The organism is Brachymonas sp. J145 (assembly GCF_036312245.1).
Taxonomy (GTDB): Bacteria; Pseudomonadota; Gammaproteobacteria; order Burkholderiales; family Burkholderiaceae_C; genus Brachymonas; species Brachymonas wangyanguii.
Map to the genome: position 1 here is coordinate 73,175 of NZ_JAZDCI010000009.1, position 26,134 is coordinate 99,308.

Consider the following 26,134-nt stretch of genomic DNA (forward strand, 5'->3'; position numbering starts at 1 on the left):
GTCTCCAGGAATCAGGCTTCGATACGGCGCACCGTACACATCAGGTCGGCTTCGCAGGCAAGTTCACCATCGACACGCGCGACGGCGTGGAACTTGTAGATGCCGCCGCGCGAGCGCTCGGCAGTGCACTCCATGACCAACTGGTCACCCGGCTCGACCGGCCGCTTGAAACGGGCATTGTCGATACCGACAAAGTAGTAGACCACGTCCGGATCCAGCTTGTTGCTGTCCGGCGGCAGCAGCAGCAGCGCCGAGGCCTGTGCCATCGCTTCCAGGATCAGCACGCCCGGCATGACCGGACGGTTCGGGAAGTGGCCGGTAAAGAACGGTTCGTTGATGGTGACGTTCTTGATCGCCTTGATGCGCGTCGAACCTTCCACCTCCAGCACGCGATCCACCAGCAGGATCGGGTAACGGTGGGGCAGGCGCTTGATGATCTGGTGGATATCGATGGAGGCAGCAGTCATGGTTGTGTCTTGTTTTCAGAAAGTTGTTGTTCGAGTGCGCGTACGCGATCGCGCAGCTTGTGCAGGCTCTTGACAGCTGCGGCATTCTTCTCCCAGGTCGCATTATCGTCCAGCGGGAAGAATCCGGTATAGGCGCCCTGCTTGCGCAGCGAGCGCGTGACCATGGAAGTGGCGGTGATATGGATGCCATCGGCAATCGTCAGGTGGCCGGCAATATTGGCGGCACCGCCAATCGTGCAGTGCGCACCAATGCGGGCGCTGCCGGCCACACCGGTGTTGGCGGCCATGGCCGTATGCTCGCCGATCTGCACGTTGTGCGCAATCATGATCAGGTCGTCCATCTTGACGCCCTTGCCGATCACGGTGTCATCCAAGGCGCCACGGTCGATACAGGTGTTGGCGCCGATTTCCACATCGTCCTCGATGCGTACCGCGCCCAGCTGCTCGATCTTGACCCATTCGCCATTCTCGTGGGCAAAGCCGAAACCGTCAGCGCCAATCACCACGCCGGGATGCAGGATGCAGCGTGCACCGACCGAGCAGCCTTCGCTGAGCGTGACGCGCGACTTGAGCCAGCTGCCGGCACCAACACGGGCACCGCGCTCGACCACACACAACGGGCCGATGATGGCATCCGGATGGACATCAGCTTCGGGATGTACCACCGCCGAAGGATGGATGCGGTAGTCAGGCTGCGGCAGCATGTGCTGCTTCCACCACTGCGTGACACGCGCATAGTAGGCGTACGGGTTGGCAGTGACGATGCACGCCCTGCCCTCACGGCGCGCGGCCTCGAGCATGGCAGGCGGCACGATCAGGCAGGACGCCTGCGACTGCTCCATCTGGGCGGCATAACGCGGACCGTTGACAAAGCTCAGGCTGCCGGGCTGGGCATGCTCCAGCGCTGCCAGACCCTGGACGCAGATCGTGCCATCACCGTGCAGTTCACCACCATGGGATTGCAGCGCCTCCACGATCTGCGCCACTGTCACCTGCTTGTCCATATGTTCGCCTTTCAAACAAAAAAGGGCACCTGCTGGTGCCCTGTCGGGAGCCAGCAGCGGCCCATTCATCGACCTGCGTCGAGTTCGGCAATCACCTTGTCGGTGATGTTCAGTTGCGGCTTGATGAATACCACTTCCTGCAGGATCACATCGTAGCCTTCCTGCGTCGCGATACGGATCACGGCGCGGTTGGCACGCTCCAGCAGGGCCTGCATTTCCTCGGCCTTGCGGTTGTTCAGGTCTTCCTGGAATTCCTGGCGCTTCTGCTGGAACTCGCTGTCCATGGCCGTGAGCTCACGGCGACGTTCGTTCAACTGCGATTCGGACAGGTTGGCATGCTCGCGCTCGAACTGGTTGATCGCCTTCTGCATGCGCTCACCCAGCCTGGACAGCTGCTGCTCACGCGAAGAAAACTCGCGCTTGAGCTTGTTCTGCGAATCCACCGCCGCGCGCGTCTCGCTGAACAGGCGATCGGTATTCACGAAGCCGATGCGGCCCGTCAGCGGCTGTGCCGACAGTGTCGTCGCCACGGCAGTCTGGGACTGCGCTGCCAGCGGTGCGACTACCGCGGCACAGGCCAGCAGCGCACCCGCTGCATGCTTGATAAATGGGCGGATCTTGTTCATCAGAATTGCGTACCGATCTGGAATTGGACTTTCTCGAGTTTATCACCGTCGTACTTCTTGACCGGCCAGCCAAACGCCAGGCTCAGCGGGCCCATCGGCGAGATCCAGCGGATACCGACACCGGCAGAAGCGCGCAGGCTCTTGGCATCCTTGTTCTGCGGCAGGTCGTAGACGGAGCTGTCATCCGCATAGACGTTACCCACGTCCATGAAGCCGAACATGCGCAGCGTCTTGTCGGTACCGGCGCCCGGGAACGGTGCCACCACTTCCATGTTCACGTTGAACTTCTTGGAGCCGCCCACGGAATAGGTATCACCGTCGAGGTCCACGTTCTTGGGACCCAGCGAGCTTTGTTCGAAGCCGCGCACAGAACTCAGGCCGCCCGAATAGAAGTTCTTGAAGATCGGGAAGCTCTTGCCACCCAGGCTCTTGCCATAGGCCAGATCGGTATTCAGGGCGAAGGTGTACTTCTTGGACAGCGGGTAGAAATACTGGTAGCGATAGGTTGCCAGCGCGTACTTCATGTCACCTGCCGGGCTGACGGCACCAAACAGGCGGTGGTAGCTGCCGGAAGATGGTGCCAGTGCGCTGTCGCGACGGTCACGCGACCAGCCCACCGTCAACGGAATGCCATAGGCCGAGTTGCCGCCGTATTCCTTCTGGAAGTCCTGGTATTCCTTGGGCAGCTCGCGGTTCTGCTGCTTGACCTTGTACTGCTCGAAGCCGGCACCAAAGTACACCGTGTCGTTTTCGGTAAACGGAACGCCAAAGTTCATGTTGGCGTTCATGTGCTGCATCTTGTAGTCGTAGTAGTTACCGCTCTGGGACTCGTACGGCTCGATATCGCTGTAGCTCAGGCCAAAGGTGCGGGAAATGCCGTCCTTGGTGAAATAGGGATCAGTAGAGCGCAGTGAGAAGGTGCGGTTGTATTCGCTGTTGGACGCCTCGAAACCCAGCGACTGGCCGGAACCGAAGATGTTGTCCTGCGACACGCCGACCAGGAAGGAAACGCTGTCCGAGGTGGAATAGCCCAGTCCCAGCTGCAGCGAACCGGTATGCGCTTCCTTGACGTTCAGGTTGATGTCGGCCTGGTCACTGGTACCCGGTACCGGCTGGGTGCTGACCTGCACGTCAGTGAAGTAACCCAGACGGTCCACGCGAGCGCGCGAGGTCTGGATCTTGTCGGAGCTGTACCAGGACGATTCGTACTGACGCAGCTCTCGGCGGATCACCTCGTCACGCGTACGTGCGTTGCCGGAGATGTTGATGTTGCGCACATAGGCGCGATCGCTGGGTGTGGCCTCCATGATCAGGGCCACCTGCTGGCGCTCGCGGTCCACCTGCGGCACGGCATTGACCTTGGCAAAGGCGTAGCCGTAGTTGCCAAAGTGGTTTTCCATGGCCTGCACGGTCTCGTCCACATCGTCGATCTTGTAGGCTTCGCCCGGCTTGATCTTGACCAGCGACTGGAATTCATTTTCGCGCTGCAGATAATCACCTGCCAGCGACACGCCGGACACCACATAGCGCGGACCTTCGGTCACGTTCATGGTGATGTTGATGCCGGTCTTGTCGGGCGTCAGGGCCACCTGGGTGGAATCGACCTTGAATTCCAGGTAGCCACGGTTCTTGTAGTAGCGCGTGACGGCCTCGACGTCCTGGTTCAGGCGATCAGACGCATAGCGGTCGGACTTGGTGTACCAGGACATCCAGTTGCCGGTATCCAGCTGCATCTGGCCTTTCAGGGTGGAATCACTGAAGACCTCGTTGCCGACGAAGTTGATGCTGTCGATGCGCGCCGAAGGGCCTTCCTGCACGCTCAGCGTGACGTTGACCTGGTTGCGCTCCAGCGGCGTCATGGTGGTTTCGACTTCCAGGTTGTAGTAGCCACGGCTCAGGTACATGCGCTTCAGGTCCTGGATCGCCTGGTCTTCTACCGCCTTGCTATAGGGCTGGCCGGAAGCAAAGCCGCTGGCTGCCAGCGCCCCGAGCACGGTGTTCTTGTCGAACTGCTTGGCCGAGCTGACGTCAATGGTGTTGATGGTGGGTCGTTCGGTCACCACCACGATCACGTCGCTGCCCTGCGTCTGCACCTGCACGTCGTTGAACAGGCCCAGCTGATACAGCGAACGGATGGTGGCCGCACCCTTGTCATCATCATAAGATTCGCCGATACGCACCGGCATCGAGGAGAACACCGTACCGGCATCGACACGCTGCAGGCCTTGCACCTTGATGTCCTGGATGACAAACGGGTCTACCGCCCAGGCGGCATGGGAAACAAAGGCGAGACTGGCAACGGCAGCGGCTGCCGTGCGGCGGAAAGGAAGGGAGTGTCGCTTCATGGAATTCGTCAGGTACGGTACTACATTGCTGGCCAGGGCTCAGCCTCCGGCAGTCCAGCGGGACAGATCATTGAACAGGGCCAGGCCCATCAGGCCGAGGAGCAACAGCATGCCCAGTTGTTGCAGGCGCATCGCCCACGCCTCGGACACCGGCTTGCCGGTGACAGATTCCCAGAGATAATACATCAGGTGTCCGCCATCCAGCATCGGGACTGGCAACAAATTGAGTACCCCCAGGCTGACACTGACCAGCGCCAGAAAACCCAGGAAACTGGTGATGCCGGCTTGTGCCGATCGCCCGGCAAATTCGGCAATGCTCAGCGGGCCGCTGATATTCTGCAAGGAAGCCTGGCCGGTGATCATGCGGCCCATCATGCGCAGACTGAACAACGACACCTCCCAGGTGCGCTGCAGGCCATAGGCCAATCCTTCCAGCGGGCCGAGACGGATCGTGGTCATGGCCGGCGGTGTTCCCAGATAGGCACCGACCAGGCCAACGCGCTGTTCGCCCTCTTGCCTACTCTCGGGCGTCAGCTCCAGATCCAGCAACTGGCTGTCACGGCGCACCTGCCAATGCTGGAGCTGGCCATCGCCATTGGCGCGAATCAGCATGCGCAGCTGCACGGCGTCCAGGATACGCGCCCCGTCTACCGCCAGCACGGTGTCACCCTGCCGCAGGCCGGCGCTTTCCGCTGCCTTGCCGGGCACGATCTCACCCACGACCGGCGCCATCCAGGGGGCGCCCAGGCCAATACGCTGCAAGTCTTCCGGGTTGGCCTTGCCCAGACCTGCTTCGGCCAGGGGCAGCACCAACTCGCGTGTCGCGCTGTCCTGCGCCTCACGCACCTGCAGGCGCAGGTCCTGCTCATCCATGGCCGCCTGCAGCACGGTCCATTGCAGGCGTTGCAGGGACAGCACCGGCTCGGCCTCGGCCGCATCACCGACCTGTGCCGATACGATTTCCTGGCCACTGCGCAGCCCTGCCTGTTCGGCAATGCTGCCAGCGCCTGGCTGCGCGATCACCGGACTGAACTCCTGCATGCCATGCCAGGCGATACCGGCATAGAGCAGCGCTGCCAGCAGCAGGTTCGCCGCCGGTCCGGCAGCGACGATCGCCATGCGCCGGCTGACCGGCTGGGTATTGAAGGCTTGCGAGCGCAACTCGTATGGCACCGGCGCTTCGCGCTCATCCAGCATGCGCACATAACCGCCCAGGGGCAGCCAGGACACGGCAAATTCAGTGCCGTGCTTGTCGGTACGGCTCCAGATGGTCTTGCCGAAACCGACAGAAAACTTGAGTACCTTGACGCCGCAGGCGCGTGCCACGCGATAGTGGCCATACTCGTGGATGGTGATCAGCACTCCCAGCGTGACCAGGAAAGCCAGCAGCGTGGTCATGGCTGCAGCGCCTCGACCAGGGCTTGTGCCTTCGCGCGGCTCGAGCGATCCAGCTCCAGCAGGTCCTCCAGGGAATGCGGGCTGGCAAAATGGCTCTGCTGCAGGGTATCGGCATTGACCTGGTGGATCTGGTCAAAGCGGATGCGACCGTCCAGGAAACTGGCCACCGCCACTTCGTTGGCGGCATTGAGCACTGCCGTGCTGCCGGGCTGGGCGCGCAGCACCTGCCAGACCAGCGGCAAGGCCGGGAAGCGCTCCGGGTGGCCATGGGCATCGACCGACTCGAAGGTCATCGCGCTTAGATTGGCAAAATCCAGCGTGGCGGCACCACTGGCAATGCGCTGCGGCCAGGACAGCGCATAGGCAATCGGCACGCGCATGTCGGGCGTGCCCATTTGCGCCACGATGGAGGCATCGTGGAACTGCACCATGGAATGGATGATGCTCTGCGGATGGATCACCACGCCCATGCGCTCCGGCGGCATGCCGAACAGGTAGTGCGCCTCGATCACCTCGAGCGCCTTGTTCATCATGGTGGCGGAATCGACCGAAATCTTGCGTCCCATGCTCCAGTTAGGGTGGGCGCAGGCCTGTTCCGGCGTCATCTGGCACAGGCTGGCCGGATCGGCGGTGCGGAACGGGCCACCGGATGCCGTCAGGATGATCTTGTCAACGCGCTGCGACCAGCTGGCCGGGTCTTCGGGCAAGGACTGGAAAATGGCGGAATGTTCGCTATCGACCGGCAGCAGCGTGGCACCGCCCTGCTTCACCGCATCCAGGAACACCTGACCACCCACGACCAGCGCTTCCTTGTTGGCCAGCATCAGGCGCTTGCCAGCGCGCGCAGCGGCCAGACAGGGCGCCAGCCCGGCCGCACCCACAATGGCCGCCATCACGGCATCGACTTCAGGGTGGCAGGATATATCGACCAGACCCCGCTCACCCGCGAGCACTTCGGTCTTCAGGCCAGCTTCACGGCAGGCCTGGCGCAGTGTCTGCGCGTGCGATTCGGACGCCATCACGGCATAGCGCGGCTGGTGTGTGCGGCACAGCGCCAGCATCTTGTCGACCTGGGTCGCCGCACTCAGCGCAAACACCTGGTACAGCTCCGGATGACGCATGATCACGTCCAGCGTACTGGTGCCGATCGAGCCCGTGGCGCCCAGTACCGTCACCTGCAGGCGGGAAGAGGAAGAAGCATTCATGCGCAACTCGAGAAATCAGGAAAGCCAGAGCAGCAGCGCCAGCGTGATCGGCATGACCGGCAGCAAGGCATCGATGCGATCCAATACGCCTCCATGGCCGGGCAGCAACTGGCTGCTGTCTTTCAAGCCGGCACTGCGCTTGATCAGGGACTCGACCAGATCACCGGTCACGCTCATCACGGTCAGCAGCAGCACGGCCAGCAGCATTATGACGAGATGGCTGCGCGCGGCCAGATCGGCATAGACCGTCTGTTCCGGCGTAGTGAGCCAGGCGCACGACAAGGCAAACAGCTGCACGAACAGCGCACCGCCGATGGCACCCGCCCAGCTCTTGCCCGGGCTGATCGAAGGTGCCAGCTTGCGCTTGCCGAAGGCGCGGCCGCAGAAATAGGCGGCAATATCCGCCACCCAGACCAGTGCCATGGCCGACAGCAGGTACCAGGGGCCATGCTGTGCCAGCAGTTGCACGATCGCCAGCCAGGTCGCCCACAGCACCAGCAGGCCGGCCGTCATACGCAGCCAGCGCGGAATGCGTTGCCACACCGGCACGCCGGCACGCAGCAGCCAGGGCGTGCTCAGCAGCCACAACAGGCTGACCAGCGTGATCAGGGCGGTAGAGGCGTTACTTGCCTGCAACTGCCAGCCGGCCAGGCCCATCAACAGGCAACCGGCTACGGCAAGCAGCGCCCACAGGATATTGGCCATGCCGGAAAAACCGCTCAGGCGCGCCCATTCCCAGCCGGCACAGGCAATCGCCAGCGCCATCAGCAGGCTGAAGGCCTGATGGCCGGGGGCAAAAAGTGCTCCCAGCAGGACGATGAGCAGGATGATGGCGGTGATGATGCGCTGTTTCAGCATGCCTCGTCCTAGTCGCTGACCTGGGCAGAGGTCTTGCCAAAGCGGCGTTCACGCAGCGTGTAATCCTCAATGGCGGCATCCAGTGCCGCCGCATCGAAATCGGGCCAGAGGATATCGCTGAAATAGAGTTCGCTGTAGGCGGCTTGCCAGAGCAGGAAATTGCTGATGCGGTACTCGCCACCCGTGCGGATGATCAGGTCCGGATCGGGCACATGGCTCATGGCCATGGCAGAAGAGAGGTTGTCTTCGGTAAACGGCAGGCCCTGCTGCTGCAGGCGCGCCGCTGCCTGAGCCATATCCCAGCGACCACCGTAGTTGAAACAGACGTTCAGGATCAGGCGCTGGTTGTTGCGCGTCAGCTCCTCCGCCTGGGTCAGGCCGTCTCGCAGCTTGCTCTTGAGCGAGTCACGGTCGCCTACCAGGTAGACGCGGACACCCGCCTCGTGCAGCTTGGGCACTTCGCGCGTCAGTGCCATGCCCATCAGGCTCATCAGGCCACTGACCTCGTCTTCGGGACGATTCCAGTTTTCGGAGGAAAAGGCAAACACCGTCAACACCTGGACACCGCGATCCAGGCAGGCAGCAACGCAGCGGCGCAGTGCCGCCAGGCCTTGGCGGTGGCCGACCAGCCGGGGCATGAAGCGCTTGTTCGCCCATCGCCCGTTGCCGTCCATCACGATGGCCACATGATGCGGTACGGACGCTTCAGATTCTTGTTTCGACATATCTCAGGATTCGGGATGCCGGCCACTTGCGTGGCGGCACCAACAGCCTCAAACGGCCATGATATCCTGTTCCTTGCTGGTCACCAACTGGTCGATGGTGGTGATTTCCTTGTCGGTGATCTTCTGGATATCCGCTTCGGAACGCTTCTGGTCGTCTTCGGAAATTTCCTTGTCCTTGACCAGCTTCTTGACCGAATCGTTGGCATCGCGGCGCAGGTTGCGCACGGCGATCTTGGCGTTTTCGCCTTCATGGCGTACCAGCTTGGTCATTTCCTTGCGGCGCTCTTCGGTCATCGGCGGCATCGGCACGCGGATCAGGTCGCCCATGGATGCCGGGTTCAGGCCCAGGTCGCTTTCACGGATCGCCTTCTCGATCTTGGGACCCATGTTCTTTTCCCAGGGCTGCACGCTCAGGGTACGCGCGTCGATCGCGGACACGTTGGCGACCTGGCTCAGCGGCACCATCGAGCCATAGTAATCGACCTGCACGTTGTCCAGCAGCGCCGGGTTGGCACGGCCGGTGCGGATCTTGGTCAGGTTGTTCTTGAACGCCTCGATGGACTGCTCCATCTTGGTCTGCATGGTTTTCTTGATGTCGGCTACGGACATGGGGTTCTCCGGAATCTGTATCTGGGACAAGAGGTCAAATATATACCAGTGTGCCTTCGTCTTCGCCCATCACCACGCGCTTGAGCGCGCCCGGCTTGAAGATGGAGAACACCTTGATCGGCAGCTTCTGGTCACGGCACAGCGCAAAGGCGGTGGCATCCATGATGCCCAGGCTGCGCGAAATGGCCTCGTCGAAGGTCAGCTTGTCGTAACGCGTGGCGCTCGGGTCCTTCTTCGGATCAGCGGTGTAGACACCGTCCACCTTGGTCGCCTTGAGCACGATTTCAGCGCCGATTTCGGCACCGCGCAGCGCCGCAGCGGTATCGGTGGTGAAGAAGGGGTTGCCGGTACCGGCGGCAAACACCACCACCTTGCCCTCTTCCAGGTACTGCAGCGCCTTGGGACGCACATAGGGCTCGACCACCTGGTCGATATTGATGGCCGACATGACGCGCGCGGTCATGCCGGTGCGGTTCATGGTGTCGGCCAGCGCCAGCGCGTTCATCACCGTGGCCAGCATGCCCATGTAGTCGGCCGTGGCACGGTCCATGCCGGCAGCGCCGCCCGCCATGCCACGGAAAATGTTGCCACCACCGATGACGATGGCCACCTCCACGCCCAGCCGTGCGACTTCGGCGATTTCGTCTGCCATGCGGCTGATGGTTTCGCGATTGATGCCGAAGGCATCGTCGCCCATCAGGGCCTCACCGGACAGCTTGAGCAGGACACGTTTGATGGCGGGTTGGGTGGCAGTCATGGCAATCTCCAGGGCGTGGTAGGAACAATCAGGTAGTCGGGTGACGAAAAAAAAGCCCCGTACCGGGGTGGCTTCACCCCGATGCGTGGCTTGCAGGCCAGAAAATCAGCCCTGCTTGGCAGCAGCCATCTGGGCAGCCACTTCAGCAGCAAAGTCGTCGGCCTTCTTCTCGATGCCTTCGCCCACCACGTACAGGGTGAAACCCTTCACGGTGGTGTTCTTTTCCTTCAGCATCTGCTCGACGGTCTGCTTGTCGTTCTTGACGAAAGGCTGGCTCAGCAGGGCCACTTCCTTCAGGTACTTCTGCACGGAGCCTTCGACCATCTTGGCCGCGATCTCGGCCGGCTTGCCGGATTCGGCCGCCTTGGCAGCAGCAACGCTGCGCTCTTTCTCGATCAGCTCGGCCGGCACGTCAGCGCTGGACAGGGCCACCGGCTTCATGGCCGCCACGTGCATGGCAACGTCCTTGGCGGCGACTTCGTCACCTTCGAACTCGACCATCACGCCGATGCGGGTACCGTGCAGGTAGGACACCATCTGGCCACCGGAGAACTGCTGGAAGCGGCGGAAGCTCATGTTTTCGCCGATCTTGCCGATCAGGCCCTTGCGCACGTCTTCCAGCGTCGGGCCGAAGCCGTCTTGCTCGTAGGGCAGCGCACCCAAGGCGTCCAGGTCAGCCGGGTTGTGCTTGGTCACCAGGTCAGCGGCGGCCTTGACCAGAGCCAGGAAGCTGTCGTTCTTGGTCACGAAGTCGGTTTCGCAGTTGACTTCGATCAGGGAGCCGGCGCCACCTTCGATGGTGCTGCCCACGGCGCCTTCAGCCGTGATGCGGGCGGCGGCCTTGCCAGCCTTGCTGCCCAGCTTCACGCGCAGGATCTCTTCAGCCTTGGCCATGTCGCCGCCAGCTTCGGTCAGGGCCTTCTTGCACTCCATCATGGGGGCGTCGGTCTTGCCACGCAGTTCTGCCACCATGCTTGCGGTAATTGCTGCCATTGTCTTTCTCCGTATTCGATTGAAAAGATTTTTCAGTTACGAAAAAGGGGCATGATCGCCCCTCTTCCTTGGATTATGCCTTGAGGGCAGGCGAAAGCCTGGCTTACGCCTGGGCGTCGTCCACCTCGACGAATTCGTCTTCGCCTTCGGACACGGCCTGCACCAGCTCGTTCACGGCGTTGGCACGGCCTTCCAGCACGGCGTCAGCCACGCCACGGGCGTACAGGGCCACGGCCTTGGCGGAGTCGTCGTTACCGGGGATCACGTAATCAATGCCGTCCGGATTGTGGTTGGTATCCACCACGCCAACCAGCGGGATACCCAGCTTCTTGGCTTCGGACACGGCAATCTTGTGGTAGCCAACGTCAACGATGACGATGGCGTCGGGCAGGCTGGTCATGTCCTGGATGCCGCCGATGTCCTTTTCCAGCTTGTCCATTTCGCGCTGGAACATCAGCTGCTCTTTCTTGCTCATGCTTTCCAGGCCGGCTTCCTGCTGGGCCTGCATGTCCTTCAGGCGCTTGATGGAGGTCTTGACCGTCTTGAAGTTGGTCAGCATGCCACCCAGCCAGCGCTGGTTGACGTAGGGGATGCCGGCGCGCTTGGCTTCTTCAGCGATGATGTCGCGGGCTGCGCGCTTGGTACCGACCAGCAGGATGGTGCCACGGTTGGCAGCCAGCTGGCGGATGAATTTCATGGCATCTTCGAACATGGGCAGGGACTGCTCCAGGTTCACGATGTGGATCTTGTTGCGGGCGCCGAAGATGTACGGGGCCATCTTGGGGTTCCAGAAACGGGTCTGGTGACCGAAGTGGACACCGGCTTCCAGCATTTCGCGCATGGTAACGGACATGGTTTTTCTCCTGAGGTTGGGTCTAAAATTCGCCTCGCATGCCAGCAGACCGTAAAGGATTGCGGCAACACCTAGATTGGCGGATTTGCGATTAGCCTTGCAGGATGGCAGCGCCATCAGCAAGAGCCGCGAAATTGTAGCACAACCATGCTTTACCGAACAGCCATGCCTACCCTGAATCCCCCTCCTGTTGCATTGACACGCCTGCATGCCAGCGCCCTGCCCCGACGCCTGCCCCTGCATGGCGTGACCGGCAGCCGGCAGATCGAGCGGGCCTGGATGCAGCGGCTGCCAGCACATACCCTGATGCAGCGCGCCGGCCTGGCCATCGCCCGGCTCGCCTGCGCCATCGCGCCGCATGCGCAGCGCATCTGGATCGCCTGCGGACCGGGCAACAACGGCGGCGACGGCCTGCAGGCGGCCGCACTGCTGCAGGGCTGGGGACATCAGGTCGAGGTCACGCTGCTGGCCGAACCGGAGCGCCTGCCGGACGACGCACGCGCCGCCCATGCCGATGCCGTGGCTGCCGGTGTAGCCATCAGCAACGCCATTCCCACTGGTCTGCAAGACCACGATCTGGCCATAGACGCCCTACTCGGCATCGGTGCCAGCCGCGCGCCTTCGGCCGCGATGCAGGCCTGTATCGATGCCATGCACGCGCTGCCGGCACCGATACTGGCGATCGACCTGCCCACCGGGCTGGATGCCGACAGCGGCTCCTGGCTGCAAGGTGGCAGCGCGCGCCAATGCATCCAGGCCGACCACTCGCTGAGCCTGCTGAGCCTGAAGCCCGGCCTGTTCACCGCCCATGGTCGCGATGCCGCCGGCACCGTCTGGTGGGATGATCTGGGCACCTCGGCCCTGCAAGCGCAGGACACCAGTTCGCCAGACGCCTGGCTGCAAGGCGTTTCGCTGCAGCCGGAGGCCGCTTCCGCTGCGATACCTGCCCCGCACGCCAGCCACAAGGGCAGCTTTGGCGATGCCTGCATCGTCGGTGGTGCCAGCGGCATGGAGGGAGCAGCAGTACTGGCGGCGCGTGCCGCCCTGCATGCGGGCGCGGGCCGGGTCTATCTGGCCTCCTTGTCGGCACGGGATTCCGGCCCGATTGATGCGGAAATCATGCATCGCCCGCTATTGCACGCCCATGATCTGGATGCCCTGCCACTGGCTGGCGCCAGCGTGGCAGCCGGCTGTGGCGGCGGCCAGGCGATTACGGAACACCTGCCCGCACTGCTGCAGCACACTGCCCGCCTGATCCTGGATGCCGACGCCCTGAATGCCATTGCCAGCGATACCGCATTAGCCGGATGGCTGGCGCAACGCCAGCAGCCGACCATCCTGACGCCGCACCCGCTGGAAGCGGCACGCCTGCTGGGTGGCACGGCAGCTGATATCCAGCAACAGCGGCTGCAGGCAGCGAGCCAGCTGGCGCAACGATGGCAGGCCATCGTCGTCCTGAAAGGATCGGGCACCGTCGTGGCTGCGCCGCCTGCCCTTGGCATGGAGCCCGTCATCGTGCATGCCGGCAATGCGCACCTGGCGACAGCGGGGACTGGCGATGTGCTGGCCGGCACCATCGCCGCGTACTGGGCACAGGCGCATGCCCGCAACCCGGCAGAATCCGCCTGGCAACAGGCTTTTGACGTCGCCTGCGCGGCGGTACAGGCGCACGGCCGTGCCGCCGACCTGTGGCCGGCAGCCCGTGGCACGCTGACTGCCGGCCAACTGGCAAGCGCCCTGCAGCGCTTGCCCGGCTGAACCACCGTTACTGCGGCATCAGCGCTTGCCGCCAGTCGATTTGCGTGCCGAGCGCGATGCCGGCTTGGCGGCCGGCTTGACCGCTGACACCGTCTTTACACCCAGACGCGCTGCCGTTGCCGGCACCCTGGCGGTCTTGCGCTTGCTGGCCGCATCGCCGGAACGATTGTCCCGGGTGGCACGCGTGCTGCGCTTGCGCGGCTGCCAGACCACTTCGTCGTCAGCGTAGGCTTCGGCATCGGCCTGCTCGGCTTCGCCCGGGTTACCGGCATTGGCCCGCTTGCTGGCGGAACGCTTTTGTGCGGCACCGGCTGCTACCGCCTCTTCGCCGGCACGCACCAGGCGGAAGTCGATGCGGCGGCCATCGAGATCAACACGGATCACCTGTACCTGCACGCGGCTGCCGAGAGCGAAGCGCACCCCGGTGCGCTCGCCGCGCAGCTCCTGGCGCGCCTCGTCAAAGCGGAAATAGTCGCTACCGAGCTCGGTGATGTGCACCAGGCCTTCGACATACATGGCATCCAGCGTGACGAACAGGCCAAAGCTGGTGACCGTGGTGACGCGGCCGCCAAACTCCTCGCCGAGGAAATCGCGCATGTACTTGCACTTGAGCCAGGCCTCGACATCGCGGCTGGCCTCGTCGGCACGGCGCTCGTTGGCACTGCAGTGCAAGCCAGCGGCTTCCCAGGCCTGGATTTCGGCACTGGACTTGCGTGCCGGTACCGGACGGCCACGCGCGGCTGCGGTCTTTTCCAGCCGCTTGCTCAGCTTGGCATGCGCTTCGCCCGGCGTCGGCAATGCCGGCAGCACATAGCGCTGCCCCAGCAGGATGGACTTGATAACACGGTGCACCAGCAGGTCCGGATAACGGCGGATCGGACTGGTGAAGTGCGTGTAGCCATCGTAGGCCAGGCCAAAGTGGCCGCTGTTGGTTGGCGTATAGATCGCCTGCTGCATGCTGCGCAACAGCATCATGTGGATCTGCTCGGCGTCCGGACGCTCCTTGGTGGCGTCAGCGATGGCGGCAAATTCTTCCGTCGTCGGCTCGTCGCTGACACTCAGCGGCACGCCCATGGTGCGCAGGAAATTGCGCAGGATCTCGATCTTCTCGGGCGTCGGGCCTTCGTGCACGCGGAACAGGCCGGCCTGCTTGTGGTGCGTGAGGAAATCCGCCGCACAGACGTTGGCCGCCAGCATGCATTCCTCGATCAGGCGGTGCGCATCGTTGCGCACACGCGGGATGATCTTCTCGATACGGCCGCTTTCATCGCAAACGATCTGTGTCTCGACCGTATCCAGGTCCAGCGCGCCACGGCGCTCACGCGAGCTGTGCAGTGCCTTGAAGACACCGTGCAGATGCATCAGGTCATCGACACGACCCTGCGCCTTGCGCGCTTCCAGGCCACGCGTGTTGGACAGGATGTCGGCAACCTGGGTATAGGTAAAGCGCGCATGGCTGTGCATGACTGCCGGATAGAACTGGTAGCCATGCAAATCACCGGTATCGGTAATCAGCATGTCGCAGACCATGCACAGGCGATCCACATCCGGATTCAGCGAGCACAGGCCGTTGGACAACTTCTCGGGCAGCATCGGAATCACGCGGCGCGGGAAATAGACACTGGTCGCGCGATCGTAGGCGTCAATATCAATGGCATTGCCAGTGCGCACGTAGTGGCTGACGTCGGCAATCGCCACCAGCAGACGCCAGCCCTGGCGCGCTGTCTTGCCACGGCCGCTGATGACGGCCGGTTCGCAGTAGACGGCATCGTCAAAGTCGCGTGCATCTTCGCCGTCGATGGTGACCAGCGGGATGTCAGTCAGGTCGACACGACCCGGCCAGTCATCCGGCTGCACCGTGGCCGGCAGCGCCTTGGCGGCCTGCAGGCAGGCATCGGAAAATATGTGCGGCACGCCATACTTGCGCACGGCAATCTCGATTTCCATGCCGGGATCATCGACTTCACCCAGCACTTCTGCAATGCGGCCGACCGGCTGGCCGTACAGCGCCGGCGCCTCGGTCAGCTCGACCACCACCACCTGGCCGGCATTGGCCTGGGCGATGGCGTCCTTGGGGATGATCACGTCCTGGCCATAGCGCCGGTCTTCCGGTGCCACCAGCCAGATGCCGTTCTCCTGCAACAGGCGCCCAATGATGGGCTGCGTACTGCGCTCGATGATCTCCAGCACCTTGCCTTCGGGGCGGCCCCGGCGATCCTGCCGCACGACACGCGCCTTGACCCGATCCTTGTGCAGCACGGCACGCATCTCGTTGGGGGGCAAAAACAGGTCGGGCCGGCCATCGTCCGGAATCACGAAACCGTGCCCGTCACGATGCCCTTGCACCACACCCTCGAACTCCGCAGAAAAATCTTTTTCCGGGCTTGTTTTTTTGTTTGAATTCTTGATACAATGCTCCTCTTCGTTGATGCCCAGGTGGCGGAATTGGTAGACGCACTAGTTTCAGGTACTAGCGGGTAACTCCGTGGAGGTTCGAGTCCTCTTCTGGGCACCATCAACAAAGGACACATGATACCGCTTCGCGCGGTGTTTCGTGGAAAGCAAGTGTCACCGCAAGGTGCACAGCCTCATAAAAAAATTGGGGCAAGCTTGCAAAACACGAAAAAATGTGGCTACAATAGCAGCTTCAATCGATGCCCAGGTGGCGGAATTGGTAGACGCACTAGTTTCAGGTACTAGCGGGTAACTCCGTGGAGGTTCGAGTCCTCTTCTGGGCACCATCGATCGAAAGCAACAAATAACCGCCTCATGGCGGTTTTTTGTTGTCTGTACTTTTCCGGCAGACAGCGGCAAGGCCACCCTGCGCTTCAGCCTTGCAGCCGCACGCACAAGCCGCCCAGTTCCGGACTGCGATCCACCTGCAGGCGCAGGCCATACAGGGCCGCGATACGACGCACGATGGACCAGCCGAGGCCACTACCGCTGCGGCCCGTGCCCAACACCCGGAAAAACCGTTCGCCCAGGCGCTGCATGTCCTCTTCGGCCATGCCGGGACCGCTGTCTTCCACGATCCAGCACATCCGCTGCCCGGGCAATGCCTGCAGCAGCACACGCACTTCGGCTCCGTCCGGGCTGTAGCGCAAGGCGTTATCGAGCAGATTGCGCAGCAGCACGGCAGCCAGCGCCGGCTGCATGCGTGCCGGCAGCTGTTCGGGGGCCTGCCAGGACAGGCACTGGCCACGGCTGGCGGCCTGGGTCTGCTGCAACTCCTGCACGATTGTGTCCAGCGCCGGCATCAGGTCGGCGACCGGCCATTCGGTGCCGGTATCAGATTCGGCCTCGAGCCGGGCCAGCTGCAGCAGCTGCTCCACCAGCCGTGTGGCGCGATCACAGCCCTGCACCACCCCATCCAGCGCCTGTTGGCGCTGCTCGACGTCTTCGGCGCCCTGGGCGACTTGCGCCATCATGCGGATGGCGGCAATCGGGGTGCGCAATTCATGCGCGGCATCGGCAGTGAAGCGGCGCTCCTTGTGCAGCAATTCACCAATACGGCCGAACAGCTGGTTGAGCGCATCGATCAGGGGCTGTACTTCACGCGGCACATCATCGAGTTGCAACGGTGCGTGTGCCTGGGGCTGGCGTTCGCGGATGGCGGCACCCGCCTGCTGCAACGGACGCATGGCACGGCGCACCAGCCACCAGACCAGCAGCGCGGTGGCCGGAAAGGCCAACAGCAGGCCGACCAGCAGGCCGCGCACATTGCCCAGCACGATGTCATCGCGCAGATGCAGGTCTTCCGCCACCATCACGCGCACCTGCCCATTGGGCGTGTCGGCCACTTCGGTGTAGACACGCCAGCGCCGGTCATCCAGCCGGGCGCGGGAAAAACCGGCATGGCCATCCGCCAGTGCCTGTTGGGGTGCATGGCGCGAATGGGCAATCAGGACGCCATCGCGCCAGACCTGGAAGATAGTCGGCACGTCATCCAGATCAGCGCTCTCTTCGTCCTGAGCCACGATCCGCTCACGACTCCGCTTCTGCACATGCTCAAGCTCGTCATCATCGATCTCTTCGGGCGACTGGTTCGACAGCAGCACCGCCGTCTGCATCAGGTGCATGTCGAGCAGCTTGTGCACATGTTCGCGCGTATGCCAGTAGATGCCAGCCATGGCCAGCGACCAGACCACGGTCAGCAGCAGCACGATGCTGAGCACCAGCCGGCGCGTCAGGGACCAGGAAGCGCTGCTGCGGGCCATGGTCTTATTCCGTACCCTGGCCAATGCGGTAACCCAGACCGCGTACCGTCTCGATCAGGCTGGCGCCCAGCTTGCGGCGCAGGTGCGAGACATGCACCTCGACGGCGTTGCTGGCGACTTCGCTGCCCCAGGCGTAAATCTGGGCCTCGAGCTGTTCGCGACTGAGGATGCGGCCAGGATTGCGCATCAGGGCGTGCAGCACGGCGTATTCGCGCTGCGCCAGATCGACCGGCTGGCCGGCCTGGATGACCACATGGCCGACCGGGTCCAGCTGTACATTGCCAGCCTGCAACAGCGTCTGCTGCAGGCCATGGGCGCGGCGGATCAGGGCGCGCAGGCGGGCCGCCAGTTCGTGCAGGTCGACCGGCTTGACGACGTAGTCATCGGCACCGAGATCCAGGCCGGCGACACGGGACTGGATGGCATCGCGCGCGGTCAGGACCAGCACCGGTAGGCTGCGGCCACGCTCGCGCAGGGCGGCCAGCACGTCCATGCCATCCATGCGCGGCATGCCCAGATCCAGTACGGCAGCCTCGTAGTCGACCACCAGCAGTTCGCGCAGGGCGGCCTGGCCATCACGCACCCAGTCGACCTGGAAGCCCTGCTGCTGCAGGCCGACGCGCAGGCCGGCCCCCAGCAGTTCGTCATCTTCAGCCAGCAGGATGCGCATGGCGGGAAACCTCCGTATCAGTCGTCGTCATCGTCGTGGCCGCCCTGGCTGGCCAGCTGCGACAGCGAGGGCATCGAGACACCATCGGGCAGTCGCTGGCTGGCATCCTGCCAGTACCACACGGCAAAGACTACCACGACCGCGCCCAGCAGCATGGCCAGCCAGCTGCGGTTGTGCGGCACCAGATCCGGACCCTTGCCGGCCACGCGGCCACTCCACATCGATTGCAGCACATTCTGGCGGCGCACTGCCATCAGGCCGAACAGGACGCCGATATGTGCCAGCACCAGCGGCAGACTGAATTCACCCAGCGATTCATGCAGCTCGCTGGCCCATTCACCGGCCAGTTCACTCCAGCCCAGATAGCCGGTCAGCAACATCAGCGGCAGTACCAGCAGCAGCACCAGGATCGACAGGCTGACGCCCTGCTGCAGCGTGCGTTGCAGCGCTGCACGCGGCTGCGTCATCCAGGCCTTCCAGCCAGCCGGACGCAGCTGCTCGCCCAACCAGTGACCCAAGGCCCGGCCGCGTGCGGTCCAGGCAGAAAAGCCGACAGAGCGCGGGCCGAACACCGCCCAGAGCAGGCGAAAACCGAGTGCAATCACCATGCTGTAGCCGGCGATCACGTGGACCAGACGCCAGGCTTCACCATCGGCCGTGATGTAGGCCACCGCAAAGCTGATCGCGATCCAGGCGTGGGCGGCGCGCGTCGGTGCATCCTTGATGCGCCGGCTGGTTGCGGGAGAAGTCGGGCTGGCACTGCTGCCGCCCAGGGGGAGAGTCTGTTCCATGTCAGTTCCTGTCAGCGCGGAATGCGCACGCTGTCTTCATCAAAATAGCCCTGCTCGGCGCCGCTGTGGCAGGCGATGCAGTTGGCAGCGCTGCCAATCGAGGCGCGCTTGAATACCTGGGCCGGAATCTCGTCATGCTCGTGCACAAACCAGCGTGTGTGTTCATGTCGTGCGTCCTGTTGTGATCAACCATGACGGCATCATGGAAGATCTGCCTGAACGCAATCTGAACAGCGGGTTGGCACAGTGCCCGCGTGCAGAAATGACAACACCCGCCGAAGCGGGTGTTGCAGGAGGTCGACAAGAAGATCGATCAGCCCTTCAGCAAGGCACGCAAGGCGTGCTGCAGGCGCTTGGCGTTGGCGGCATCGTGCGGGGCGGCGAGCACGCTGGCCACGTCTTCGTGCCAGGTTTCCTGCGGACTGGGATCGTTGCGGCGCGTCAGCAGCTGCAGCTGCAGGGCGCGGCGCGCGTTCAGCTGGTCCGCCGGCGTGGGCACCTCGGCGGCCATTTCCAGGCGCAGCAGCGCTTCGGATTCGCGACCTGATGCGGCACCCTGACCCAGTGCAGCAACCCAGGCATTGCGCTGGCTGCCGCTGACACGGCGACCCAGTTCAGAAGCCACCGGAATCGCATCGGGCTGGCGCTTTTCCCAGGCCGACAGCAGCTGCGTCAGGGTTTCGCCATGAGCCTGCTCGGCCAGCTTGCGCAGCGCAGCCTGGGCATGTTCGACGGCATCACGCTGGGCACGGAAAGCGGCATCGCCCAGACGCGGCGCGCGTGGGCCGCGCTCGGGGCGATCACCGAAACGATCGCCAAAACGGCCATCACGGCGGCCGTCGCGGCCACGCTCACGCGAATCACGGCGGTCGCCGCGCTCGTCCCGCTGGCGCGTAGCACCCGGACGCTGCTGCTGCGGGCGGTCATCACCACGCACGGCCACGGCCGGCTTGTGTTGCAGCGCAGAAGGAGCCGGCGGACGCATGGCGCCCTCTTCCAGCGGGGTTTCTGGTGCCGCTTCGGCGGCCGACGCCTCGGCTGCTGCGGCAGCATCTGCGGACTGCTGTTCCTGCTGGCCACGGATGGCATCGTTCAGGGCCTGCATGGCTGCACGGATGGCCTGCGCATCACCAGTCGCGTTGGCGGCTTCCAGCGCCTTGGAGGCATCGAACACGGCACGATCGCGCTCGTTCATTTCGGCCTGCTGCTGGCCACGCTGCTCGTGCTTGCGCTGGAAGGCTTCGTCCAGCGGCTTGCGGAAAGCATCCCACAGCTTCTGTTCGTGCTTGCGCTCCAGCGGCACGGTCTGCGCTTCCTGCTGCCAGCGTTGCTGCAGCGCCTTGATCGCGTCGATGCGCAACGAAGGGGCGGCGCCCAGCTCCTTGGCCTCGTCGATCATGGCGTGGCGCAACTGGATGCTGGCCTTTTGGGCGGCGTCGATATGCGCGCCAGCTTCGGCCATGGCGGCCTTCCAGCGCGGCTGCAGTTCGGCAAAGACTTTTTCGCTGACATGACCGGCTTCGCGCCAGCGGCGCGAGAAGGCCAGCAGGTCGCGGTGCACGGCTTTCCAGTCCGCACGTCCGGCATCCACCTGCTCTTGGTGGCGCGCAGTCCAGGCCTTGACGTCTTCCAGCAGCGTCAGGCGCAGCGTCTTCTGCTGGGCCGCATGCTCCTTCATGGTGGAGAGCCAGGCTTCAACGATGCGATAGGCCTCGTTGCAGGCCTGGTCGAAGCGCTTCCAGAGGGCGTGGTTGGGCACGCCGCCCTGGTCGGTCTGTTTCCACTGTTCGCGCAGCTGGCGCAGGGTTTCCTGCAGCTTGCGCGGGCTCAGTTTGCTGGTCGGCAGCGGGCGCTCACCCTTGGCCGCCTGCTTGTCAGACTGGCGGCGTGCGGGGCGGGCCACCACGGGGGCGGCAGCAGGCTGGGTCGCCTCTGCGGGCGCAGCCTTGGCGCCCTCATCCTGGGCTGCTGCCGGCTCGGCTGCAGCTTCGGTGCTTTCCGCCAATTCGACCGCGGCCGGTTCTGCAGCCGGTGCCGTATCCGCGTCGGCAGCCTGCGTCTCTGCTGCAGGCGACTCGGACGCGCTGGCTTCAGCGGCCGGGGTTTCTGCTGCGGGCGCTTCTGCGACAGCGGTTTCAGCAGCAGGCGTGTCTGCAGCCGCTTCCACCACCGGCTCGGCGGCCGGACGATCGATCAAGGCTTCGGCCTTCTGCACCAGCTCCTGGCGCAGCTGGTCGGCGCGCCAGCGCTGCCAGCCTTCCAGTTCACCGGCGGAAGCCAGCACGGCATGCACCTGGCCTTCGAGTTCGGGGCTGATCGCCTTGCGGTGTTCCTTGTGCGCCTGACGCAGGGCCTGGGCAGCGGCTACGCTGGCCTTGCTGTGGCCGCTGACCAGCTCGGCTTCGAGCGCCTTGACGGCAGCAGTCACCACGGTTTCGGCTTCGGCGCGGCGTTGTGCCAGCGCCTGCTGGCGCTCGGCGGCCACGGCGGGGTCTTCGGCCGGCTCGGCGGCAGCTTCGGGCGCTTCACCGCGCAGGCTGCGAATCTCGTCCGCCCAGACCGGCACCGACGGCAGCGCAGCGCTGTTGTCGGCGGCGGCGGCACGTACCTGTTGCAGCGCGTCTTCAAACGCCTGCACCACCAGCTGCAACTGATCGACCGCGCTTTCCAGCTGGCCGGCGTATTTGGGATCGACGCTGGGCCAGCTCGCATCCTGCTGCAGCGTCTGGGCCTGCTGGCGCCAGTCGGCGACATCGGTCTGCAGGCCAGTTTCGGCTTCTTCCGCTTCCTTCCAGCTCTTGGTGGACAGGGTTTCAATGCGTTGTGCCAGCAGCACCGCAGCCTCGCGCTGGATCTGGACCTGAGTCTGCAGATCCTCGATCACCTTGATGCGTTCAGCCAGCTGGGTCCGCGTGGTAGCCAGCGGCTCCTTGCTCAGCGGCGCACCAGCCTTGGCGGCGTCACGCTGCCAGGCCATGGCATCGGCAATATTCAGGCGACTCGCCTGCAGCAGCTGCTCGGCACGCGCCTGCCATTCAGCCGCCAGGGCTTCCTGGCCACGGCTGCGCTTGATCTCGTCCAGTTTCTCGCGCAGCGGCTTGGCGGCACCCTTGTCGCGCGTGCTCAGATCACGAAAGACTTCCTGCATGACGGCGACTTCGGGCTCGGTGGCGAGCCAGGCGCGCAGGCGCGCGGCGCGTTCGCCGGAGGTGGCGGCAGAAAACACGCCACCAGTCACGGCATCGAGCGGGTGCGCAGCGGCCTTGCCGGATGCAGCGGGAAATTCTTGTCCTCCGGTGGAGGTCGGATCATTGGACTGCAGCAGCGGGCGCAGGCCAAATCGTGGAGTACGGATCATGGCAGTATGAAATCTAGAGTCAATGGCTGTGCCTGCCTCCATAGGCGGGCAACATGCCTATTTTGCCTGCATTTTGCCCCTGCTGCACCCGCTGGCCGGGCTTTGGCACTGTGTACCAGATGCCACAACAGAACCAAAAATCATAAGAAAAACAACAATCATGCTTGACCAGTAATTTGTGCAGTGCATAAAATTCGAGGGTTTTCCCGATCGTCACCTGACGGTCTTACTCGTGTCGCACCCGGACGGACCTGTTTTTCAGCCGATCCTCTTTTGCAGGCAAGTGCCAACCGGCCTTTTGCCCTGCCCTCTCAGCAGTACCAGCGGCGACACCGATACTGAAGGAGATTCAGCTTGAACAGCACTACCAGCACCCTGTCTGCGGACAGTTCCCTGGCAACGGCCGATCCGGCCCGCAAAAACCCCCTGCAACGTGTCCTGAAGTGGACGCACCACAGCATGGCACTAGTAGGCGCAGGCGCCATTGCCGGCGCCGCCCTGCTGGCAACCAGTTCGCACCTGCAACAGGATCTGGGTGAGCGCCTGGACCAGTTGCTCGCCAACAGCGACAAGGTGGCACCAGCCATCAGCGATATCGGCATGCCGCTGGAAGCTGCCGCCGAACTGCAGGCAGCCACCGTTGCAACTGCCAGCGTGACCCCGACCGATGTCAACCCGGCCGGCATGCCGGTGGTCAACCCGAAGGAACTGCCCAGCCGCCAGGCTGCGGTGACCTACTGGATCGCCAAGAAATACCGCGTGGCCCCGGAAGCGGTCGGCATGCTGGTCAAGGAAGCCTATGCCGTGGGCAAGATCGAGAAGATCGATCCGGCGCTGATCCTGGCCATCATGGCGGTGGAATCGAGCTTCAACCCGTTTGCGCAAAGCCATGTCGGTGCCCAGGGCCTGATGCAGGTGATGACACACATCCACTCGGACAAGTATGAAGACCACGGCGGCCACTTTGCCGCGCTGAACCCGGTCAGCAACCTGCACGTGGGCGTGCAGGTGCTGAAGGAAACGATTGCGCGCGCCGGCTCGGTGCGTGGTGGCCTGAAATACTATGTGGGTGCTGCCAACCTGCCCGATGACCAGGGCTATGGCAACAAGGTGCTGTCCGAATTTGCCCGCATCCGCGCCGTGGCCCAGGGCCAGCAGGTGGCACACAATGCCCAGCTGCCGCACGGCCTGCCGGAAGCTGCCGTAAATGTTGCCAAGCGCGAACCGGCCAAGAGCGAGAAGCCCGCGGCCGTGCAGCTGGTCAAGGCCGAACCGCAACAGCGTGGCAGCGCCCAGCCGCTGACGCCGGCCAGCACTGAAGCCGCCAAGCCGGTGCGTGTATCCAGCCGCGTCACGCCGCAGGTACAGGAAGAATCCGCACAGGTGCGCAACGACAGCGCCCGTGTCGAGCAGCAGATCCGCCGTTCGCTCGCCCCCGAGCAGCCTGCAACCAGCAAGCAGGCCACCAGCGCTGCCTCCAGCGTGCGCCTGGTCGCACAGGAACATCCTGCAGCAGACACCGGGGACTCCAGCGTCCAGTAATCTTTTTTCGCTGGTCTGCCGGGTGTCGAATCCGGTACACTAGCCATGTGCATGACTGGCGATAGGCCGGTGGGCTTGGCTATTGCCGGCCACCCCGGCTGACGCGGACTGGCAAGCCCTTGCGGCCGCTGCCTCAACCGCGAGGAAATGCACCGTGCCTTGGGGCACGTCCTTGCCGTTCGCCTGGGCAGCCTTGTCACGCTTGCGTGCCAAGTGTCATCCTCACTTGATGCAAACCTGCCATGTACAACCGCAACATCCTGATCGAACAGACCGACCCCGAAGTGTGGGCCGCCATCCAGGCCGAGAACCAGCGCCAGGAAGAACACATCGAGCTGATTGCCAGCGAAAACTACGCCTCCCCGGCCGTGATGGCCGCCCAGGGCACGCAGCTCACCAACAAGTACGCCGAAGGCTACCCGGGCAAGCGCTACTACGGTGGCTGCGAGAACGTGGACGTGGTCGAGCAGCTGGCGATTGATCGCGTGAAGCAGCTGTTTGGCGCCGAAGCCGCCAACGTGCAACCCAACTCCGGCTCGCAGGCCAACCAGGGCGTGCTGCTGGCTTTCTTGAAGCCCGGCGACACCATCATGGGCATGAGCCTGGCCGAAGGCGGTCACCTGACGCACGGCATGGCCCTGAACATGTCTGGCAAGTGGTTCAACGTCGTCAGCTACGGCCTGAACGAGCAGGAAGAGATCGATTACGACGCGATGGAGCGCAAGGCACACGAAAGCAAGCCGAAGCTGATCATCGGTGGCGCCTCGGCCTACAGCCTGCGTATCGACTTCGAGCGCATGTCGCGCATCGCCAAGGACGTGGGCGCGCTGTTCATGGTCGACATGGCGCACTATGCCGGCCTGATCGCCGCGGGCGTCTACCCCAACCCGGTGCCGTATGCCGACGTGGTCACATCCACCACGCACAAGAGCCTGCGCGGCCCGCGCGGCGGCATCATCCTGATGAAGGCCGAGCACGAGAAGGCGATCAACAGCGCCATCTTCCCGGGCCTGCAGGGTGGTCCGCTGATGCACGTGATTGCCGGCAAGGCCGTCGCCTTCAAGGAAGCGCTGACGCCCGAGTTCAAGTCCTACCAGGAACAGGTGCTGAAGAACGCCGTGGTCGTGGCCGAGACGCTGTCCCAGCGTGGCCTGCGCATTGTCAGCGGCCGCACCGAAAGCCACGTGATGCTGGTCGACCTGCGCAACAAGGGCATTACCGGCAAGGAAGCCGAAGCCGTGCTGGGTGATGCCCACATGACGATCAACAAGAACTCGATCCCGAACGATCCCGAGAAGCCCTTCGTGACCAGCGGCCTGCGTGTCGGTACGCCGGCCATGACCACGCGCGGCTTCAAGGAAGAGGAAGCCCGCATCACCGCCAACCTGATGGCCGACGTGCTGGACAACCCGCGTGACGAGGCCAACATCGCCGCCGTGCGCGCCAAGGTGGCCGAGCTGGTAAGCCGTTTCCCGGTTTACCGCTGATCCTGTCGTGGCACCCGCGGGTGCCACACATGATGCCGACGCCCTGCCCTGTGCAGGGCGTTGTCGTTTCCGGCTTCAGAACACCAGCGTGCGCCAGCGCAGGTCGGCCGCGCGCGCCATGAACTGCACGGCGCCGCCATGGCCGGAGCATTCGGGGATCAGGCCGTGCATCTCCATGCCATGCGCGCGCAGCGCATCGGTGCAGGCGAGCAGGCGCACGCCATGCGATACCGACTCGCGCATGGCCGTGGCCACATCCTTCTGGTGGTGCGCCGCCTGCAGGCCTTCGGCGATGCCGGGTTGCAGCAGGCGCACGCTGCCGGCAGTGAAATAGATCTCGACCGGGACTTCCATCGCCGCCGCGGCTGCGGCAAAGAAGAACGGCGTATGCAGCAGATCGGGGCGCTCCGGGCCGGAAGCCCAAAGCAGGATGGCAATGCCATCGGCGGCGTGATCGACAAAGGCCATGGC

At 63.8% G+C, this 26,134-nt stretch carries 21 protein-coding genes, 2 tRNA genes and 1 pseudogene; 5 read left to right on the forward strand and 19 right to left on the reverse strand.

The window, feature by feature from the left end:
* Positions 1-11 precede the first annotated feature (11 nt).
* From fabZ to rpsB, 12 genes are all read right to left on the reverse strand, one after another.
* Positions 12-467, reverse strand: a complete 456-nt coding sequence (fabZ, locus tag V1261_RS09010) for a 3-hydroxyacyl-ACP dehydratase FabZ (RefSeq protein WP_329771401.1) — start codon at positions 465-467, stop codon at positions 12-14.
* Positions 464-1,471, reverse strand: coding sequence for a UDP-3-O-(3-hydroxymyristoyl)glucosamine N-acyltransferase (gene lpxD / locus V1261_RS09015; protein WP_329771402.1), 1,008 nt, complete (start codon positions 1,469-1,471; stop codon positions 464-466). Before lpxD ends, fabZ begins: the two co-directional genes overlap by 4 nt.
* A 65-nt stretch (positions 1,472-1,536) precedes the next feature.
* Positions 1,537-2,097 (reverse strand): OmpH/Skp family outer membrane protein, encoded by a 561-nt coding sequence (locus tag V1261_RS09020; protein ID WP_329771403.1) that lies wholly within the window; start codon positions 2,095-2,097, stop codon positions 1,537-1,539.
* Complete coding sequence (gene bamA / locus V1261_RS09025; protein WP_329771404.1) at positions 2,097-4,442, reverse strand: outer membrane protein assembly factor BamA; 2,346 nt, start codon at positions 4,440-4,442, stop codon at positions 2,097-2,099. Before bamA ends, V1261_RS09020 begins: the two co-directional genes overlap by 1 nt.
* Positions 4,443-4,481: 39 nt before the next feature.
* Positions 4,482-5,840 (reverse strand): RIP metalloprotease RseP, encoded by a 1,359-nt coding sequence (gene rseP, locus V1261_RS09030; RefSeq protein ID WP_329771405.1) that lies wholly within the window; start codon positions 5,838-5,840, stop codon positions 4,482-4,484.
* The gene (ispC, locus tag V1261_RS09035; RefSeq protein WP_329771406.1) at positions 5,837-7,045 is read right to left on the reverse strand and encodes a 1-deoxy-D-xylulose-5-phosphate reductoisomerase; all 1,209 of its coding nucleotides are present in this window, start codon (positions 7,043-7,045) and stop codon (positions 5,837-5,839) included. Before ispC ends, rseP begins: the two co-directional genes overlap by 4 nt.
* A 15-nt stretch (positions 7,046-7,060) precedes the next feature.
* On the reverse strand, positions 7,061-7,903 hold the full coding sequence (locus tag V1261_RS09040) for a phosphatidate cytidylyltransferase (RefSeq protein ID WP_329771407.1): 843 nt from the start codon (positions 7,901-7,903) through the stop codon (positions 7,061-7,063).
* A gap of 8 nt (positions 7,904-7,911) precedes the next feature.
* Positions 7,912-8,628: a polyprenyl diphosphate synthase gene (gene uppS / locus V1261_RS09045; RefSeq protein WP_329771408.1), complete on the reverse strand. Its 717-nt coding sequence runs from the start codon at positions 8,626-8,628 to the stop codon at positions 7,912-7,914.
* 48 nt (positions 8,629-8,676) lie between these two features.
* On the reverse strand, positions 8,677-9,237 hold the full coding sequence (frr, locus tag V1261_RS09050) for a ribosome recycling factor (protein WP_329771409.1): 561 nt from the start codon (positions 9,235-9,237) through the stop codon (positions 8,677-8,679).
* A 34-nt stretch (positions 9,238-9,271) separates the two neighbouring features.
* Entirely contained in the window at positions 9,272-9,994 is a 723-nt protein-coding gene (gene pyrH, locus V1261_RS09055; RefSeq protein WP_329771410.1) for a UMP kinase, read from the reverse strand.
* Between the two features lie 105 nt (positions 9,995-10,099).
* Positions 10,100-10,987: a translation elongation factor Ts gene (tsf, locus tag V1261_RS09060; protein WP_329771411.1), complete on the reverse strand. Its 888-nt coding sequence runs from the start codon at positions 10,985-10,987 to the stop codon at positions 10,100-10,102.
* A gap of 103 nt (positions 10,988-11,090) precedes the next feature.
* A complete protein-coding gene (gene rpsB, locus V1261_RS09065; RefSeq protein ID WP_329771412.1) occupies positions 11,091-11,840 on the reverse strand; it encodes a 30S ribosomal protein S2 in 750 nt (249 codons plus the stop codon).
* A gap of 165 nt (positions 11,841-12,005) precedes the next feature.
* Between rpsB and V1261_RS09070 the strand changes: the two genes are divergently transcribed.
* Positions 12,006-13,598, forward strand: a complete 1,593-nt coding sequence (locus V1261_RS09070; RefSeq protein WP_329771413.1) for an NAD(P)H-hydrate dehydratase — start codon at positions 12,006-12,008, stop codon at positions 13,596-13,598.
* 18 nt (positions 13,599-13,616) lie between these two features.
* Here V1261_RS09070 and rnr read toward each other — a convergent pair whose 3' ends face one another.
* Positions 13,617-16,007 carry a ribonuclease R gene (rnr, locus tag V1261_RS09075; RefSeq protein WP_329771433.1) on the reverse strand — a complete coding sequence of 797 codons (2,391 nt, stop codon included), beginning with the start codon at positions 16,005-16,007 and terminating at the stop codon, positions 13,617-13,619.
* Between the two features lie 21 nt (positions 16,008-16,028).
* Here rnr and V1261_RS09080 point away from each other — a divergent pair.
* Positions 16,029-16,113 (forward strand) — tRNA-Leu (locus V1261_RS09080).
* A 141-nt stretch (positions 16,114-16,254) separates the two neighbouring features.
* Positions 16,255-16,339, forward strand: a tRNA-Leu gene (locus tag V1261_RS09085).
* Between the two features lie 87 nt (positions 16,340-16,426).
* Here V1261_RS09085 and V1261_RS09090 read toward each other — a convergent pair.
* The 5 genes and pseudogenes from V1261_RS09090 to V1261_RS09110 all read right to left on the reverse strand — a co-directional run bounded on the left by V1261_RS09090 (position 16,427) and on the right by V1261_RS09110 (position 22,634).
* Positions 16,427-17,815, reverse strand: a complete 1,389-nt coding sequence (locus tag V1261_RS09090; RefSeq protein WP_329771414.1) for an ATP-binding protein — start codon at positions 17,813-17,815, stop codon at positions 16,427-16,429.
* A 4-nt stretch (positions 17,816-17,819) separates the two neighbouring features.
* Positions 17,820-18,485, reverse strand: a complete 666-nt coding sequence (locus V1261_RS09095) for a response regulator (RefSeq protein ID WP_329771415.1) — start codon at positions 18,483-18,485, stop codon at positions 17,820-17,822.
* Between the two features lie 17 nt (positions 18,486-18,502).
* Positions 18,503-19,276, reverse strand: coding sequence for a cytochrome b/b6 domain-containing protein (locus V1261_RS09100; protein WP_329771416.1), 774 nt, complete (start codon positions 19,274-19,276; stop codon positions 18,503-18,505).
* A gap of 11 nt (positions 19,277-19,287) precedes the next feature.
* Positions 19,288-19,437 (reverse strand): annotated as a pseudogene (locus tag V1261_RS09105) (diheme cytochrome c); the annotation flags it as partial.
* Between the two features lie 152 nt (positions 19,438-19,589).
* Positions 19,590-22,634, reverse strand: a complete 3,045-nt coding sequence (locus V1261_RS09110) for a DUF349 domain-containing protein (RefSeq protein WP_329771417.1) — start codon at positions 22,632-22,634, stop codon at positions 19,590-19,592.
* A gap of 459 nt (positions 22,635-23,093) precedes the next feature.
* Between V1261_RS09110 and V1261_RS12010 the strand changes: the two genes are divergently transcribed.
* Both V1261_RS12010 and glyA read left to right on the forward strand, forming a co-directional pair.
* A complete protein-coding gene (locus tag V1261_RS12010) occupies positions 23,094-24,176 on the forward strand; it encodes a transglycosylase SLT domain-containing protein (RefSeq protein ID WP_436231814.1) in 1,083 nt (360 codons plus the stop codon).
* 242 nt (positions 24,177-24,418) lie between these two features.
* The gene (gene glyA, locus V1261_RS09120; RefSeq protein WP_329771418.1) at positions 24,419-25,663 is read left to right on the forward strand and encodes a serine hydroxymethyltransferase; all 1,245 of its coding nucleotides are present in this window, start codon (positions 24,419-24,421) and stop codon (positions 25,661-25,663) included.
* Between the two features lie 75 nt (positions 25,664-25,738).
* On the opposite strand, the gene V1261_RS09125 is transcribed toward glyA, so the two are convergent.
* Positions 25,739-26,131 carry a DsrE family protein gene (locus tag V1261_RS09125; protein ID WP_329771419.1) on the reverse strand — a complete coding sequence of 131 codons (393 nt, stop codon included), beginning with the start codon at positions 26,129-26,131 and terminating at the stop codon, positions 25,739-25,741.
* Positions 26,132-26,134 lie beyond the last annotated feature (3 nt).

Bases quoted from the DNA above. Each gene is read 5' to 3' on its own strand.
- tsf (WP_329771411.1), bottom strand. From the start codon at position 10,987: ATGGCAGCAATTACCGCAAGCATGGTGGCAGAACTGCGTGGCAAGACC.
- uppS (WP_329771408.1), bottom strand. From the start codon at position 8,628: ATGTCGAAACAAGAATCTGAAGCGTCCGTACCGCATCATGTGGCCATC.
- V1261_RS09020 (WP_329771403.1), bottom strand. From the start codon at position 2,097: ATGAACAAGATCCGCCCATTTATCAAGCATGCAGCGGGTGCGCTGCTG.
- V1261_RS12010 (WP_436231814.1), top strand. From the start codon at position 23,094: ATGGCACTAGTAGGCGCAGGCGCCATTGCCGGCGCCGCCCTGCTGGCA.
- rseP (WP_329771405.1), bottom strand. From the start codon at position 5,840: ATGACCACGCTGCTGGCTTTCCTGGTCACGCTGGGAGTGCTGATCACC.
- pyrH (WP_329771410.1), bottom strand. From the start codon at position 9,994: ATGACTGCCACCCAACCCGCCATCAAACGTGTCCTGCTCAAGCTGTCC.
- lpxD (WP_329771402.1), bottom strand. From the start codon at position 1,471: ATGGACAAGCAGGTGACAGTGGCGCAGATCGTGGAGGCGCTGCAATCC.
- fabZ (WP_329771401.1), bottom strand. From the start codon at position 467: ATGACTGCTGCCTCCATCGATATCCACCAGATCATCAAGCGCCTGCCC.
- ispC (WP_329771406.1), bottom strand. From the start codon at position 7,045: ATGAATGCTTCTTCCTCTTCCCGCCTGCAGGTGACGGTACTGGGCGCC.
- V1261_RS09110 (WP_329771417.1), bottom strand. From the start codon at position 22,634: ATGATCCGTACTCCACGATTTGGCCTGCGCCCGCTGCTGCAGTCCAAT.
- V1261_RS09095 (WP_329771415.1), bottom strand. From the start codon at position 18,485: ATGCGCATCCTGCTGGCTGAAGATGACGAACTGCTGGGGGCCGGCCTG.
- rpsB (WP_329771412.1), bottom strand. From the start codon at position 11,840: ATGTCCGTTACCATGCGCGAAATGCTGGAAGCCGGTGTCCACTTCGGT.
- V1261_RS09090 (WP_329771414.1), bottom strand. From the start codon at position 17,815: ATGGCCCGCAGCAGCGCTTCCTGGTCCCTGACGCGCCGGCTGGTGCTC.
- V1261_RS09070 (WP_329771413.1), top strand. From the start codon at position 12,006: ATGCCTACCCTGAATCCCCCTCCTGTTGCATTGACACGCCTGCATGCC.
- V1261_RS09100 (WP_329771416.1), bottom strand. From the start codon at position 19,276: ATGGAACAGACTCTCCCCCTGGGCGGCAGCAGTGCCAGCCCGACTTCT.
- bamA (WP_329771404.1), bottom strand. From the start codon at position 4,442: ATGAAGCGACACTCCCTTCCTTTCCGCCGCACGGCAGCCGCTGCCGTT.
- glyA (WP_329771418.1), top strand. From the start codon at position 24,419: ATGTACAACCGCAACATCCTGATCGAACAGACCGACCCCGAAGTGTGG.
- V1261_RS09125 (WP_329771419.1), bottom strand. From the start codon at position 26,131: ATGGCCTTTGTCGATCACGCCGCCGATGGCATTGCCATCCTGCTTTGG.
- frr (WP_329771409.1), bottom strand. From the start codon at position 9,237: ATGTCCGTAGCCGACATCAAGAAAACCATGCAGACCAAGATGGAGCAG.
- V1261_RS09040 (WP_329771407.1), bottom strand. From the start codon at position 7,903: ATGCTGAAACAGCGCATCATCACCGCCATCATCCTGCTCATCGTCCTG.